A 14,956-nucleotide genomic window follows, 5' to 3' on the forward strand; every position below is an offset into this window, starting at 1 on the left:
GAAAGAGGCCCAGGCGAATGTGTTCCCAGTGTCACATCCACGTGAGCGGTCGGATTCCGGTTTCCGCCGAGTTCCGACGACAAAGACCGGATACCTTTCGCGTCCCGCACCGGGTCGGGGTGCCACGTCGGAACCCTGACGCCGGAACCCTACGGCAGCGCGTGGGCGGGCTGACGGCGTGGTCGGCCCGGGTTCTAGGGTGGTCCCCATGAGGGTGCATGTGGTCAGCGACGTACACGGCAACACCGAGGCGCTGGCGCGGGCCGGGGACGGGGCCGACGCCCTGCTGTGCCTGGGCGACCTGGTGCTCTTCCTGGACTACGCGGACCACTCCCGCGGGATCTTCCCCGACCTGTTCGGGGAGGCGAACGCCGACCGGATCGTGGCGCTGCGCACCGCCCGCCGGTTCCGCGAGGCGCGGGAGTTCGGCGGCGCGCTCTGGGACGGCCTCCCGGTCAGCCGGGAGGAGGCGATCGAGGGCGCCGTGCGCCGCCAGTACGCCGAGATGTTCGCGGCCTTCCCCACCCCCACCTACGCCACCTACGGCAACGTGGACCTGCCCCGGCTGTGGCCGGAGTTCGCCCGCGAGGGGGTGACCGTGCTGGACGGCCAGGTGGTGGAGATCGGCGGACGCAGCTTCGGCTTCGTCGGCGGCGGGCTGCCCTCGCCCATGCGCACCCCCTACGAGGTGGACGAGGAGGCCTACGCCGCCAAGATCGCCGCCGTGGGCGCGGTGGACGTGCTCTGCTGCCACATCCCGCCCGCCGTGCCCGACCTCACCTACGACACCGTGGCCCGCCGGTTCGAGCGCGGCAGCGAGGCGGTGCTCGACTCCATCCACCGCAACCGGCCGGGCCTGGTGCTGTTCGGACACGTGCACCAGCCGCTCGCCCGGCGGATGCGGATCGGCCGCAGCGAGTGCGTCAACGTAGGACACTTCCGCTCGACCGGACGGCCATGGGTGCTGGAGTGGTGACGCGATAACCTTCCAGGGTCAAGCGAGCCATGACGAGAAAGCCATGACGAGACGCGGAGGCCATCCGATGGCGGAGCACACCAGGTCGAGCACCACGATCGACGCCACACCGGCCCGGATCATGGCGGTCATCGCGGACTTCGCCGCCTACCCGGAGTGGACCGGGGAGGTCAAGGAGGTCGAGGTGCTGGGGACCGGCGCGGACGGCCGCGCCCAGCAGGTCCGACTGCTGCTCGACGCCGGGGCGATCAAGGACGAGCACGTGCTCGCCTACACCTGGGACGGCGAACGGCAGGTCAGCTGGACGCTGGTGAAGAGCCAGATGCTGCGGTCGCTGGACGGCTCCTACTCGCTGGCCGCCGCCCGCAGCGGCGGCACCGAGGTCACCTACCAGCTGGCCGTGGACGTCAAGATCCCGATGCTGGGCATGATCAAGCGCAAGGCGGAGAAGGTCATCATCGACCGGGCGCTGGCCGGGCTGAAGAAGCGCGTTGAGTCCGTGCCCGCCGCATCTGCCGCCGCCGCGACCTCCGCGACCTCCGCGACCTCCGCCGCCGCCGACGCCGCTGAGGCGGTCGACCCGGCCGGCACCGGCGCCGAGAGCTGATGGCCGCCGCCGGGCCCAGGGTCGTCCTGATCAGCGGGGACGGCGGCAGCGGGCGCAGCACGGTCGCCGCCGCCATCGCGCGCCGGGCGGCCGGGAGCGGGCAGCGGACGCTGCTGCTGGCCGCCGACGACCCGCACCGCACCCTCGACCGGCTGCTCGGCGCCAGGCTCGGCGACGAGCCCGCACGACTGCCCGCCGACCCGCACACCGACCCGCACGCCGACCCGAACGCCGACCTCTTCGCCGCCCGGCTCGACCCGCAGACCGCCTTCCGCGACGCGGCCGAACGCCTGCTGACCCGGGCCCGGACGCTGTTCGACCTGCTCGGTGTGGAAGCACTGGACCGCGACGAGATCACCGCTCTCCCCGGCGCCGAGCACCTGGCCCTGCTGGACGCCCTGCGCACCCACGGCACCGACCCCGGCTGGGACACCGTGGTCGTCGACGCGCCCCCCGTCCCGGCCCTGCTCGCCGCGCTCGCGCTGCCCGAGCAACTCGACCGCTACCTGGCCCGGCTGCTCCCCGAGCAGCGGCAGGCCGCCCGGGCGCTGCGCCCGGTGCTGGCCGCCTTCGCCGGGGTGCCGATGCCCGCCGACTGGCTGTTCGAGGCGCGGGCCTGGGCGGCGACCGAACTCGCCGCGATCCGCGCGGTCACCGACGCGCCCGGCACCGGCGTCCGGCTGGTCGTCGACGCCGCCGCCGGACCACGGGCCGCCGCCGCGCTGCGGACCGCCCGCGCCGGGCTCGCGCTGCACGGCCGCCGGGTGGAGTCGCTGATCGTCAACCGGCTGCTGCCGGACGGCGCCGACCCGTTCCTGGCCACGCTGCACAAGCAGCAGCAGCGGCAACTCACCGCGCTGCGGCTGGAATGGGACCTCCCGGTCACCGAACTGCCGCACCTGGGCCGGGAACCGGAGGGCCCGGCCGAGCTGGCGCCGTTCCTGCCGCCGGAACCCGCCGTCGCCGCCGCCGCCGACTGGCCGGTGCGGGACCTGCTGGGCACCCCCGAGGGCGTCCTGGTGTGGCGGATCCCGCTGCCCGGCGCCGACCGGGCCGACCTCGACCTGGTGCGCCGGGGCGACGAGTTGGCGCTCGGCGTCGGCCCCTACCGGCGGACCGTGCCGCTGCCCTCGGCGCTGCGCCGCTGCACGGTGGCCGGTGCCGCGCTCCGTGACGGTGTGCTCGCGGTGCGTTTCGCGCCCGACCCGCAGCTGTGGCCTCGCTGAGCCGGAGCCGGAGCCGGATGGTTCGAGTACCGCCGGAACGCCCATCCGGTGGGCTGGTTCGGGTAGCGTCGCAGGAGACCCACCTCGTAGAAGGAGCAGGACCATGACGACTGCCGACGACCGCCACGACGAGGATGTGTGGGCACAGGCCGTGGCCGAGGACGCCAAGCAGCAGCACCAGGAGCAGGCGAACCGGGCCCGGCCGCAGGGTGAGGACGGCGAGGCGGCGGGCGCCGAGCCGAAGTCCGCGACCGGCGACCTCTTCGGTCCCGAACTCGGGCCGCTGGTCGAGGAGGTGCGCAAGTTCGCCGCCGCCGTCGGCGGCCGGGTGGACGAGGCGGCCTCGGCGCTGGGCGCCGGTGACGGGATGCGCGGGCTGCAGCAGCTGGCGGCTCCGCTGCGCGGCAAGCACCCGGAGGTCTACGGCCACCTGATCGCGGCCGGGGGCGAGCTGTTGGCCGCGTACCGGGCGGCGGTCACCGCCTCCGAGCGGCGCTGGTCCGCCGCCAAGCCGTCCGGCAGCGAGCAGATCGACCTCGACTGACGGCCGGACCAGCGGCTCGGGCCCCGGCCGGTACGCCGAATCCCGAACTCCGAAGCCTGAAGGGCGAACGGGACATGTCGCCCCATTCGCCGCGGGTACCGACCAGTACGTCCCGAGAGAGCGGTTGCTTACGACTTTTGAAGGCTGTCCAGGCTAACTGAATCCGTGTGTCTTCGGCTAATGTACGCACAGGTGTGTACCCGACCCCTCGCGGGCGGGTACGGTACGGCCCAGCGGGAAAGCCAGCGGAGACTGAGGGACACATGGGACTGAGCATCGGCGTGGACGTCGGCGGCACCAAGATCGCGGCTGGGGTCGTGGACGAAACCGGCGAGATCCTGGCCCGTACCCGGGTGCCCACGCCGGCCGACCCGCAGTGGGCCGTCGGCGCGATCGCGGACGCGATCACCGAGCTGCGGGCCGGTCACCAGATCGAGTCGGTGGGCGTGGGGGCGCCCGGTTACATCGACCGGGGCCGTTCCACCGTGCTCATGGCTCCCAACATCAACTGGGAGAACGAGCCGCTGAAGGTCCGGATAGAGGACCTGGTCCAGCTCCCGACCGTGATCGAGAACGACGCCAACGCGGCGGCCTGGGGCGAGTTCCGCTTCGGCGCCGCGGCCACCCATGACGACATGATCATGATCACGGTGGGCACCGGCATCGGCGGCGGCATCGTGATCGAGGGCCGGATGCACCGCGGCTGCTTCGGCGTCGCCGGTGAGGTCGGCCACCTGAACATGATCCCCGACGGCCTGCCCTGCGGCTGCGGCAGCCGCGGCTGCTGGGAGCAGTACGCCTCGGGCCGGGCGCTGCGCCGCTACGGCCGGGAGCGCGCCGCCGCCGAACCCGTCCTGGGCAAGCGGCTGCTGGAGCTCAACGAGGGCGTCGCCGACACCATCACCGGCAGCCAGATCACCCAGGCCGCCGAGGAGGGCGACCCGCTCGCGCTTGAGGTCTACGCCGAACTGGCCGACTGGCTCGGCCGCGGCATGGCCGACCTGGCCTCGCTGTTCGACCCCGGGGTGTTCGTGCTCGGCGGCGGGGTCTCCGACTCCGGCTCGCTGCTGCTCGACCCGGTCGCCAAGGCCTTCGAGAAGCACCTGATCGGCGGGGTGCACCGGCCGCGCGCCGACGTGGTGCTGGCCACCCTGGGCTCGGCCGCCGGGATCGTCGGCGCGGGCGACCTGGCCCGCCAGGTCTGACCGAGCGGTCCGACCCGGGGCGGCCGACCGGGTCGGACGGTTCGAACAGCGCGCTGTCGTTGCGCCCCAACGGCGTTGCGGGCTGCGAGGATCGGCGTATGCCCGCCGAAGACCTGCCCGCCTCTGGACCGCAGCCCGACGGCAGCGAGACCGTCCGGGTGCTCAGCTACAACATCCGCTCACTGCGCGACGACCGGACGGCGCTGGCGCGGGTGATCCGCGCCTGCGATCCGGACCTGGTCTGCGTGCAGGAGTCCCCGCGCTTCTGGTTCCCCCGGCAGCAGGCGGGCTGGCTGGCCCGCGCCACCGGCCGCTACCTGCTCTCCGGCGGCCTCAGCGCCTCCGGGCCGCTGCTGCTGGGGCGGCTGCGGGCGCTGCCGCTGTCGGTGCACGACGTACTGCTGCCACGGACGCCGGGGCTGCACCAGCGGGGCTTCGCGACCACGGTGCTGCGGCTCGGCCGGGCCGCGCCGTTCTCGCTGACCAGCTGCCACCTCTCGCTCGACGCGACCGAGCGGTACCGGCAGTGCGAGCTGCTGCTGGAGCACCTGGAGCGGGTACGGGCGGCCGGGGCGCGCCACAGCGTGGTCGGCGGCGACTTCAACGAGCATCCGGGCGACCCCGGTTGGGACCTGCTGGCGGGGCGGCTGCGGGACGGCTGGGCAGTCGCGCCCTGGGGCTCCGAGTACACCTCGGTACCCGAGCGCCCGTACCAGCGGCTGGACGCGGTCTTCGCCTCGCCCGGGGTGGAGGTGCTGGCCTGCGGGGTGCCGGACCGGCTGGCGGGGCTGCGCCCGGCCGACCTCACCGCCGCCACCGACCACCTGCCGGTCCTGGCGGTGCTGCGCGTCCCGGTCGACTGAGCCGCGAGTCGACCGGGCCCCGGACCGCGCCGGGCGGCGGTGGGGTCAGACCACCGCGCCGTTGTCCGGGTCCGGGTCGTCATCGTCGTCGTCCACCCGCATCCGGGAGACCAGCGTCGCCGTCCCGCCCAGGAACAGGCCGCCGCCCAGTACCGCCCCCAGACCCGGCAGCTGTCCGGTCAGGTACAGGCCGATCAGCACCAGGCCGAGCACCAGCGCGGCCACGGCCAGCCGGGTCGGCGCCTCGGGCCGGGGCAGCGGCTCCGGCGGCGGGGGCACGAAGTGGCCCTCGTCCGGGTCCTCCGCCGCGACCCAGGCGCGCGGGTCCACCGGCGGCAGCGCCTGCACCCGGGGCAGCCGCACGATGGTCGGGCGCGGCCGGGGCGCGGGGGCGAGGTCGGCCACGTCCTCGGCCTCCGGCCAGGTCCGGTCCTCGGCCTGCACCGGGTCGTCGAAACCCGCGATCAGCTGGGCGAACAACTCGTCGTCGGTGGCCGGGGGCGGCTGCGGCGCCGGGGCGCCGCCGGGACCGGCGGCGTCGGCGGGACCGGCGGGCGCGGAGCCCTCGGCCCCCTCGGCCGGGTCGGGCAGCTCGGGCAGTTCGGGCACGGTGCTCACCCCTCCGCCGGGGCGGAGAGCCTGCGGATGAAGTCCAGGCTGCCCTCGAAGATCAGCTCGGCGTCGTAGTCCAGCGTCGCCACATGGAAGCTCCGCTCGCAGATCCGCTCCTCCACGTCGGTCGAGGAGATCCGGGAGAGCAGCAGTTCCGCGCTGGGCGGCGGCACCACCTTGTCCCTGCGGCTGCGGAACAGCAGCAGCGGCTGGGTCACCTGCGGCAGCTCGGCCTGCACGGTCCGGGTCAGCTGCGCCATCGAGTGCGCCGCGTGCAGCGGGGTCCGGGTGTACCCGCCCTCGGTGACCCCCGGTGTCGCCACGTCGTCGGAGATCCCCGGCAGGCTCGGCACCAGGTGCCGGACCAGCGGCAGCGCCCGGTGCGCCTGGCCGGGCATCCGCACCAGCGGGTTCACCAGCACCAGCCCCGACACCGCCGGTCCGCGCTCGGCCGCCAGGTGCAGCGAGAGCAGGCCGCCCATCGACAGCGCGCACAGGAAGACCTGGTCGCACTCCTTGGCCAGCAGGTCGAACTCGCGCTCCACGGTGGCGTACCAGTCCGGCCAGCGGGTGACGTTGAGGTCGCGCCAGTGGGTGCCGTGCCCCGGCAGCAGCGGCAGCGAGACACTGAGCCCGGCTCCGGCCAGGGCCTGCGCCCACGGCCGCATCGACTGGGGCGAGCCGGTGAACCCGTGGCAGACCAGCACGCCGATCGGGCCGCCTTGGTGGCGGTACGGCTCGGCACCGGGCAAGAGCGGCATCTGCGCTTCCTTCCACAAGTCTTCCGCGCGGGGGATCAGCGCATCGTCCCATGCCGCCGAGGCAGCCGTACAGCTCAGCTTGCCCGGAGGCACTAAGGTGCATGGGTGGTTCGCTAATCTGGAGGCCAGGGTTGTTCTACCGAGTGATGAAGATGATCGTCGCCCCACTGCTGAAGATCTTCTTCCGTCCGTGGGTCGAGGGCATGGACAACATCCCGGCCGACGGCCCGGCCATCCTGGCGAGCAACCACCTCTCCTTCTCCGACTCCTTCTTCCTGCCCGCGCTGATGCGGCGGCGGGTGACCTTCATCGCCAAGTCCGAGTACTTCACCGGGACCGGTGTCAAGGGAAAGTTGACGGCGGCGTTCTTCAAGGGCGTCGGCCAGCTGCCGGTGGACCGGTCCGGGGTGCGCGGCGCGGGCGAGGCGGCGATCCGCAGCGGCATCGAGGTGATCGAGCGCGGTGAGCTGTTCGGGGTCTACCCGGAGGGCACCCGTTCGCCCGACGGCAAGCTGTACCGGGGCAAGGTCGGCGGCCTCGCCCGGATCGCCCTGGCCACCGGCGCGCCGGTGATCCCGGTGGCGATGATCGACACCGAGAAGCTCCAGCCGCCCGGCCAGGTCAAGCCCAACTTCGGCGTCCGCCCCGGCATCCGGATCGGCGCGCCGCTGGACTTCTCCCGCTACCACGGCATGGAGAACGACCGCTTCATCCTGCGTTCGGTGACGGACGAGGTGATGTACGAGATCATGCGGCTGTCCGGCCAGGAGTACGTCGACATCTACGCGACGGCCGCCAAGCGGCAGCTCCAGGACGCCCGCAAGCAGGCTCGCAAGCAGACCGACGACCAGTAGCGCGGGGCGAGGGGGAGCGTCGTGGACGGCAAGGGGAGGGCCGGGGGCGGCTTCTCGGTGGAGCAGCCGCTGTGGCGCGCGGTCTCGGCCTTCCGGCTGCTGACCCTGCTGTACGCGATCGGCGCCTATCCGCACCTGTCCGCGCACTACACCGACCGCCTGGGCGGCTGGATCTACCTGGGCGTGCTCGGCGTCTGGACCTGCGCCACGGTGCGCCCGTTCTCCGCCAAGCAGCGCTGCGGCTGGGGCTGGCTGTACACGGACCTGGCGATGTCGGTCGCCGGGATCCTGCTCACCCGGGTCTTCGACGCGCACGTCTGGGTGGCGGCCGGGGACCCGACGCTGCCGACCATCCGGGCCGCCGGAGCGGTGCTCGGCTTCGCGGTGATGGGCGGCTGGCTGCCCGCCGCCGTGGCCGGACTGGCGGTCGGCCTGGCCGACATCGTCGAGGCGGGCGGGGTGACCGCCAGCGACCTCCACAACATCGTTGTGCTGATGCTCGCCGGTGTGGCCATCGGCTACGTGATCGAGGTGGCCCGGGCCAGTGAGCTGACCCTGGCCCGGGCGCTGGAGATCCAGGCGGCCACCCGGGAGCGGGAACGGCTGGCCCGGGACATCCACGACGGCGTGCTGCAGGTGCTGGCGATGGTCCAGCGGCGGGGGACCGAGGCCGGGGGCGAGGCGGCGGAACTGGGCCGGATGGCCGGGGAGCAGGAGCGCGCGCTGCGCGCCCTGATCGCCGAGGGCCTGGCGCCCAACCCCTCCTACGTCGCCCCGGTGCTCCCGCGCCGCACCCGTTCCGACGCCGACCGCGACCCGGACGCCGACCCGGATGCCGGGGCGGAGCAGGACCTGCGGTCGCTGATCGCCCCGCTGGCGGGCGCGCGGGTGACCGTCTCCGCGCCCGGTACGCCGGTGCTGCTGCCCGGGCACGCGGTCCGCGAACTGGGCGCGGCCGTCGGCGCCGCGCTGGACAATGTCCGCAGGCACGCCGGGGAGCAGGCCCGGGCCTGGATCCTGGTCGAGGAGGAGCCGGACGAGGTGGTGGTCAGCATCCGCGACGACGGTCCCGGCTTCGACGCCGCCGCCCGGCTCGGCGAGGCCGAGCGGGAGGGGCGGCTGGGGGTCTCCCAGTCGATCCGGGGCCGGTTGCGCGACCTCGGCGGCAGCGCCGACCTGTTCTCCACCCTCGGCCAGGGCACCGAGATCGAGCTCCGGGTACCGCGCGGGGACGGGGCCGCGCACGCCACCACGACCGAGCGCAGCAAGGAGGCGAGTGCCGGATGAGCACCGACGAGCAGGCCATCAGGGTGATGGTGGTCGACGACCACCCGATGTGGCGCGAGGCGGTCGCCCGCGACCTCGCCGACGCGGGCTACCAGGTGGTCGCCACCGCCGGGGACGGGCAGGAGGCGGTCCGCCGCGCCCCGGCCGCCGCCGCCCACGTGGTGGTGCTCGACCTGAACCTGCCGGACCTGCCCGGCGTCGAGGTCTGCCGCCGGCTGATGGGCCACGCCACGCCGCCCCGGGTACTGGTGCTGTCCGCCAGCGGCGAGCACGCGGACGTGCTGGAGGCGGTGAAGTCCGGCGCGACCGGCTACCTGGTGAAGTCCGCCAGCCGGGCGGAGCTGCTGGACGCGGTGCGCCGCACCGCCGAGGGCGACCCGGTGTTCACCCCGGGCCTGGCCGGCCTGGTGCTCGGCGAGTACCGCCGGCTGGCCGCCGAACCGGCCCCCGCCGACGCCCGTACCCCGGCCGCCCCGCAGCTCACCGACCGGGAGACGGAGGTGCTGCGGCTGGTCGCCAAGGGCCTGTCGTACAAGCAGATCGCCGACCGGCTGGTGCTGTCGCACCGCACCGTGCAGAACCACGTGCAGAACACCCTGGGCAAGCTCCAGCTGCACAACCGGGTGGAACTGGTCCGCTACGCCATCGAGCGCGGCCTGGACGACGGCCGCTGACCCGGTCCGGTTCCGCCGCCGCACGCCGGGGTCCGCCGAACGCACGCACCGCTACCGTGGGATGACGATTCGTCACACTCGGCGGAGGGGGCGGATATGCACATCGGAGTGCTCACCGGCGGCGGCGACTGCCCCGGTCTGAACGCGGTCATCCGAGGGATCGTGCGCAAGGGGGTGGAGGTCCACGGCTACCGGTTCACCGGCTTCCGGGACGGCTGGCGCGGGCCGCTGGAGGGCGCGGTCACCCCGCTCGGCGTGCCCGAGGTGCGCGGGGTGCTGCCGCGCGGCGGCACCCTCCTCGGCTCCTCGCGGACCAACCCGCTCAAGGTCCCGGACGGCATCGGCCGGGTCCGGGCGAACCTGGCCGCGCACCGGGTGGACGCGCTGATCGCGATCGGCGGCGAGGACACCCTGGGCGTCGCGGCGGTGCTCAGCGAGCAGGGCGTGCCGATCGTCGGCGTCCCCAAGACCATCGACAACGACCTCAACGCCACCGACTACACCTTCGGCTTCGACACCGCCGTCAACATCGCCACCGAGGCCATCGACCGGCTGCACACCACCGCCGAGTCGCACAAGCGGGTGCTGGTGGTCGAGGTCATGGGCCGCCACGCGGGGTGGATCGCGCTGCACTCCGGCATCGCCGGGGGCGCCAACGTCATCCTCATCCCGGAGCAGCGCTTCGACCTGGACCAGGTCTGCGCCTGGGTCGAGCACCGGTTCCGGATCAACTACGCCCCGATCGTGGTGGTCGCCGAGGGGGCGATGCCGCTGGCCGGGCAGCTGGTGCTGAAGGACGCCACCCGGGACGCCTACGGCCACGTCCGGCTGTCCGGCATCGGCGACTGGCTGGCCCACGAGATCCAGGTGCGCACCGGCAAGGAGGCCCGCACCACCGTCCTCGGCCACATCCAGCGCGGCGGTACCCCGAGCGCCTTCGACCGCTGGCTGGCCACCCGCTTCGGCCTGCACGCGGTGGACGCGGTGCACGACGGCGCCTACGGCACCATGGTCGCGCTGCGCGGCACCGACGTGGTCCGGGTGCCGCTGACCGAGGCCACCGCCCGGATCAAGACCGTCGACCCGGCCCTGTACGCCGAGTTCGACGTCTTCTTCGGCTGATTCGGGGCGATCCGTCCGCTGCCCCGGGGGGGCGGCCACGGGGCGCCCCGGTGACGCGCATACCATTGTCCGGTTCGCTCGCCTCCGGCCGAGAGCCGCAGAGGCTCCACACAGGAACCGCTGGCAGAGTGTCGTCCCAGCAGCAATCCGGGAGGACCGCATGACCAGCACCGTCGCGACGCGCACGGCCGCAGATCCGGGACCGGGCTCCGGCCCCGGTCGGCGCGACGCCGCCGCGCAGGCGCTGCTGACCGCGATCGGCATCGGCGCGGCCCTGGTGGTCTACCTGTGGTGGAGCGACACCGGCGCGATCATCGGCGCCGCGCAGTGGATCACCAACGGCGCCCGGCTGTGCGGGCTGCTGGCCGGGTACACCGCGCCGGTGCTGGTGCTGCTGATGTCGCGAATACCGCTGTTGGACCGCACCCTCGGCACCGACCGGCTGGCCCGCTGGCACGCCATGGGCGGACGCTACATGGTCGGCCTGGTGGTGTCCCACGTCATGCTGATCATCTGGGGCTACTCGCTCACCGACAACAGCAACGTGGTGCACCAGACCACCGAGATCGTCTTCCACTACCCGGACATGGTCAAGGCGACCCTGGGCACGCTGCTGCTCTTCGGCGTCGGCGCGGTCTCCGCCCGGGCCGCGCGCCGCCGACTGCGCTACGAGACCTGGTACCACCTGCACCTGGCCACCTACGCGGCGATCGTGCTGGTCTTCTTCCACCAGCTCAGCAACGGCGACGAGTTCCTGCACGACCCGGCCGCCCGGGTCTGCTGGTACTGCCTCTACCTGGGCGCGGGCGCGGTGATCCTCTGCTTCCGCTTCGTGCTCCCGGGCCTGGCCGCCGCGCGGCACCGGCTGCGGGTGGCCGAGGTGCGGACCGAGGCCCCGGGCGTGGTCTCGGTCTACGTCACCGGCCGCAGGCTGGACGAGCTGGCCGCCCGCACCCGGGCCGGGCAGTTCTTCCGCTGGCGCTTCCTCGCCCCCGGGCTGGCCTGGTCGGCGAACCCGTACTCGCTGTCCGCCCCGCCCGGCGGCGGCTACCTGCGGATCACCGTCCAGGAGCGCGGCGGCCACAGCGGCGCGCTGGCGGCGCTGCGCCCGGGCACCCGGGTCCTGGCCGAGGGCCCCTACGGGGCGTTCACCGCCGACCGGCGGAGCAGCCCCAAGGTGCTGCTGCTGGCGGGCGGTGTCGGGATCACCCCGCTGCGGGCGCTGTTCGAGACGCTTCCGGCCGCGCCCGGCGAGCTGACCCTGGTCTACCGGGCCGGGAGCGAGCAGCGGGTGCTGTTCCGCTCCGAGCTGGAGTCGATCGCCCGGGCGCGCGGTGCCAGGCTGCACTTCCTGGTCGGCGCGCGGACCGAGATCGGCGAGCCGCTGCAGACCAGGGCGCTGCTCGCGCTGCTGCCCGACCTGCGCGAGCACGACGTCTACCTGTGCGGCCCGCAGGGCATGGTCGCCACCGCGCGCGAGGCACTGGACACGGCCGGGGTGCCGCCGCGCCGGATCCACGACGAAGCCTTCGAGCTCTGATCCTCCTTCTGTCCGCGACTGTCCGAGAGGTCGGCATGTGATGCGCCGAATCGTCCTCACCGCCGGGGGCACCGCCTTCGGCGTGCTGCTGCTGCTCGCCGCCAAGCCGCACCAGACCGGCCCGGCCACGGCCTCGGCGGTGGCCGCGCCGCAGGCCGCCGTGTCCGGCCCGGCCACCGGGGTGCACACGGTGACCGGGGGCGCGGTGAACACCCCGCTCGGCCCGGTCCAGCTGAAGGTGGCCTTCGACGGGACCAGGATCACCGGGGTCACCGTGCTGGAGGAGCCCGACAGCACCCCCCGGGACGAGCAGATCAACGCCCAGGCGGTCCCGGTGCTCACCCAGGAGGCCCTGACCGCGCAGAACGCGAACATCGACGGGGTCTCCGGGGCGACCTTCACCAGCGACGGCTACATCGGCTCGCTACAGAGCGCGCTGGACGCCGCCAAGTAGCGGGCGCGCGGCTCACGCGGGCTGCGGCGCCAGCGTCCGCAGCAGCCCGTCGACGATGGTGACCCCCTCCATGGTCAGCACCGACTCCGGGTGGAACTGCAACCCGGCGAAGCCGGGGCCGCGCACCGCGAAGACGTCGCCGGTCAGCGGGTCCCGGCTGACCTCGATGTCGCGCTCGGCCAGCCGCAGCTCGTCGGCCGCATCGCAGACGGCGGTGAAGGTGTTGTAGAAGCCCACCGTCCGCCGCTCGCCGAACAGGTCGATCCGGGCCTGCGTCCCCTGGTACGGCACGGCCTTCCGCCGCAGCGGCAACCCCAGTGCGGCGCACAGCAGTTGGTGGCTGAGGCAGACCGCGAGCAGGCCGCCGGGGCGGCCGGTGGCCATCAGCTCGCCGACGACCCCCTGGAGCAGCCGCATCTTCGGGTCGGCCAGGTCCGCCGGGTCGCCCGGGCCCGGGCCCAGCACCAGCGGCCCCTGGTGCGCGGCGATCGCCTCGGCCAGCCCGGGCAGGTCGTAGCGGCGCAGGGTGACCCGGTGGCCGAGCGAGCGCAGCAGGTGCGCCAGCATCGAGGTGAAGGTGTCCTCGCAGTCGATCACCAGCACCGACTGCCCGTCGGCGGGCGCCGCCTCGGTCCGCATCCGCAGCCAGAACGGGGCCAGGTCGGCCCGGCGCGCGTCCAGCGCGGCCTGCACCCGGTGGTGCTCCGCCAGCCTGGGCCGCCGGGCCTCCCGCTCCCCGGCCGGGCGCGGCGGGACCGCGCCGATCGCACTGAGCACCCCGGCCGCCTTGGCGTGGGTCTCGGCCACCTCGGCGTACGGGTCGGAGTGCCGGACCAGGGTCGCGCCGACCCGCACCGACAGCCGCCCGGTCGCCGGGTCGATGTCGGCGGTGCGGATCAGGATGGGGGAGTCCAGTGTCTGCGCGCCGCCCGCGGTGCGGCCGATCAGCGCCAGCGCCCCGGCGTAGTAGCCGCGCCCGGTGGTCTCGTGCCGGGAGATCACCCGGGTCGCGTTCTGCAGCGGGCTCCCGGTGACCGTGGCCGCGAACATGGTCCGCCGCAGCACCTCGCGCACGTCCAGGGTGGTCCGGCCGCGCAACTCGTACTCGGTGTGGGCGAGATGCGCCATCTCCTTCAGCCGGGGCCCGAGCACCTGGCCACCGGTGGCCAGGCCACCGCCCCCGAGGGAGACCGCTTCGCTCCCGGCCCCTTCCGGGTCACCCACGGAGCACATCATCTTCAGCTCCTCGTCGACCACCATGGTCAGCTCCTCCAGCTCCTTGCGGTCGCCCAGGAACGCGAGCAGCGAGTCCAGCGCGGGGCCGGAGGCCGGGTAGCGGTAGGTGCCGGAGATCGGGTTCATCACCACCGTCCCGGCGGTCTGCCGGACGTGCACCTCGGGGCTGGCGCCCACCAGCACCCTTTCCCCGGTGTGCACCAGGAACGTCCAGTACGCGCCGCGCTCCCGCTCCAGCAGTCGGCGGAACAGGGTCAGCGCCAGCGCCGGGCGGAAGCCGTCCAGGGTGCCGGTGAAGTCGCGGCGGATGACGAAGTTCGCCCCCTCGCCCCGGCCGATCTCGTCCGCCACCACCCGCCGGACGATCTCCGCGTAGCGCTCGTCGTCCAGGTCGAAGCCGCCGTCGGTGAGGGTGACCGGCAGCCGCGGCAGCGCCGCCCGCAGCTCCGCCAGCGGCAGCTGGTAGGACTCGCGCACCCGCAGCGCTTGCAGCGGGGTGCCGTCGTCCCTGACCTCGAAGCCGCGCTCGCGCAGCTGCCGGTAGGGGACCAGCGCCAGCAGGTCGTGCACCGGGCGGCCGGGCGCGCCCTCGGCGACCGGCAGCTCGGCCAGCCGGTCGTAGCCGCCGACCTCGCCGAACAGCACCTCGACGGTGTCCGGGGCCAGCCGGGGGGTGCGCCGGTGCAGCAGCGCGAAGGGCTCGGCGCCCTCCGCCAGCCGGGCGACCAGGGCGGCGGTGCTGCCGGTCGCGGTGCTGTCGGTCACGGGCGGGGCGGGGGGCACACGGTTCACGGCGACGGGCCTTCCGGGAGCGGAGCTGCGGGCGGTGGGTGGAACCGGCCGTCCCGGGGCGGCCTCCGCGGGGAACGCGAAACGGCCGCCCCGAGGGGCGGCCGTTGAGTCATGCGTGGGAACGCGCGATCAGTGGGCCGCCTCGGGGACGGTCCACCACCAGCTGCGGGAGTGCCGCGCGGCGATCGGGTTCTCAGTCACAC

Annotated in this window: 15 protein-coding genes; 12 read left to right on the forward strand and 3 right to left on the reverse strand. The window is 74.1% G+C overall.

The window, feature by feature from the left end:
- The first annotated feature begins 208 nt into the window (after positions 1 to 208).
- The 6 genes from GXP74_RS10050 to GXP74_RS10075 all read left to right on the forward strand — a co-directional run bounded on the left by GXP74_RS10050 (position 209) and on the right by GXP74_RS10075 (position 5,421).
- Positions 209 to 976 (forward strand): metallophosphoesterase, encoded by a 768-nt coding sequence (locus tag GXP74_RS10050; RefSeq protein ID WP_182451146.1) that lies wholly within the window; start codon positions 209 to 211, stop codon positions 974 to 976.
- A gap of 67 nt (positions 977 to 1,043) precedes the next feature.
- A complete protein-coding gene (locus GXP74_RS10055; RefSeq protein ID WP_182451147.1) occupies positions 1,044 to 1,583 on the forward strand; it encodes an SRPBCC family protein in 540 nt (179 codons plus the stop codon).
- On the forward strand, positions 1,583 to 2,809 hold the full coding sequence (locus GXP74_RS10060; RefSeq protein ID WP_182451148.1) for an ArsA family ATPase: 1,227 nt from the start codon (positions 1,583 to 1,585) through the stop codon (positions 2,807 to 2,809). Before GXP74_RS10055 ends, GXP74_RS10060 begins: the two co-directional genes overlap by 1 nt.
- Positions 2,810 to 2,912: 103 nt before the next feature.
- On the forward strand, positions 2,913 to 3,353 hold the full coding sequence (locus tag GXP74_RS10065) for a DUF5304 family protein (protein WP_182451149.1): 441 nt from the start codon (positions 2,913 to 2,915) through the stop codon (positions 3,351 to 3,353).
- Positions 3,354 to 3,616: 263 nt separating this feature from the next.
- Entirely contained in the window at positions 3,617 to 4,558 is a 942-nt protein-coding gene (locus GXP74_RS10070; protein ID WP_182451150.1) for an ROK family glucokinase, read from the forward strand.
- 98 nt (positions 4,559 to 4,656) lie between these two features.
- Positions 4,657 to 5,421, forward strand: a complete 765-nt coding sequence (locus tag GXP74_RS10075; protein WP_182451151.1) for an endonuclease/exonuclease/phosphatase family protein — start codon at positions 4,657 to 4,659, stop codon at positions 5,419 to 5,421.
- 45 nt (positions 5,422 to 5,466) lie between these two features.
- Here the strand turns inward: GXP74_RS10075 and GXP74_RS10080 are convergent, their stop codons facing one another.
- Entirely contained in the window at positions 5,467 to 6,039 is a 573-nt protein-coding gene (locus GXP74_RS10080; RefSeq protein ID WP_182451152.1) for a hypothetical protein, read from the reverse strand.
- On the reverse strand, positions 6,036 to 6,794 hold the full coding sequence (locus tag GXP74_RS10085; RefSeq protein WP_182451153.1) for a carboxylesterase: 759 nt from the start codon (positions 6,792 to 6,794) through the stop codon (positions 6,036 to 6,038). Before GXP74_RS10085 ends, GXP74_RS10080 begins: the two co-directional genes overlap by 4 nt.
- Positions 6,795 to 6,940: 146 nt before the next feature.
- Between GXP74_RS10085 and GXP74_RS10090 the strand changes: the two genes are divergently transcribed.
- The 6 genes from GXP74_RS10090 to GXP74_RS10115 all read left to right on the forward strand — a co-directional run bounded on the left by GXP74_RS10090 (position 6,941) and on the right by GXP74_RS10115 (position 12,725).
- Positions 6,941 to 7,648: a 1-acyl-sn-glycerol-3-phosphate acyltransferase gene (locus GXP74_RS10090; RefSeq protein ID WP_182456339.1), complete on the forward strand. Its 708-nt coding sequence runs from the start codon at positions 6,941 to 6,943 to the stop codon at positions 7,646 to 7,648.
- 21 nt (positions 7,649 to 7,669) lie between these two features.
- Positions 7,670 to 8,935, forward strand: coding sequence for a MacS family sensor histidine kinase (macS, locus tag GXP74_RS10095; RefSeq protein WP_182451154.1), 1,266 nt, complete (start codon positions 7,670 to 7,672; stop codon positions 8,933 to 8,935).
- Positions 8,932 to 9,609, forward strand: coding sequence for a response regulator transcription factor (locus GXP74_RS10100; protein ID WP_182451155.1), 678 nt, complete (start codon positions 8,932 to 8,934; stop codon positions 9,607 to 9,609). Before macS ends, GXP74_RS10100 begins: the two co-directional genes overlap by 4 nt.
- Before the next feature lie 96 nt (positions 9,610 to 9,705).
- Positions 9,706 to 10,731: a 6-phosphofructokinase gene (locus GXP74_RS10105; protein ID WP_182451156.1), complete on the forward strand. Its 1,026-nt coding sequence runs from the start codon at positions 9,706 to 9,708 to the stop codon at positions 10,729 to 10,731.
- 160 nt (positions 10,732 to 10,891) lie between these two features.
- A complete protein-coding gene (locus tag GXP74_RS10110) occupies positions 10,892 to 12,271 on the forward strand; it encodes a ferric reductase-like transmembrane domain-containing protein (RefSeq protein ID WP_182451157.1) in 1,380 nt (459 codons plus the stop codon).
- 40 nt (positions 12,272 to 12,311) lie between these two features.
- Positions 12,312 to 12,725 carry an FMN-binding protein gene (locus tag GXP74_RS10115; RefSeq protein WP_182451158.1) on the forward strand — a complete coding sequence of 138 codons (414 nt, stop codon included), beginning with the start codon at positions 12,312 to 12,314 and terminating at the stop codon, positions 12,723 to 12,725.
- A 12-nt stretch (positions 12,726 to 12,737) separates the two neighbouring features.
- On the opposite strand, the gene GXP74_RS10120 is transcribed toward GXP74_RS10115, so the two are convergent.
- Positions 12,738 to 14,726, reverse strand: coding sequence for an anthranilate synthase family protein (locus tag GXP74_RS10120; RefSeq protein WP_182451159.1), 1,989 nt, complete (start codon positions 14,724 to 14,726; stop codon positions 12,738 to 12,740).
- Positions 14,727 to 14,956 lie beyond the last annotated feature (230 nt).

The sequence above is a fragment of the Streptacidiphilus sp. P02-A3a genome, from assembly GCF_014084105.1.
In the GTDB taxonomy this organism is placed as follows: Bacteria; Actinomycetota; Actinomycetes; order Streptomycetales; family Streptomycetaceae; genus Streptacidiphilus.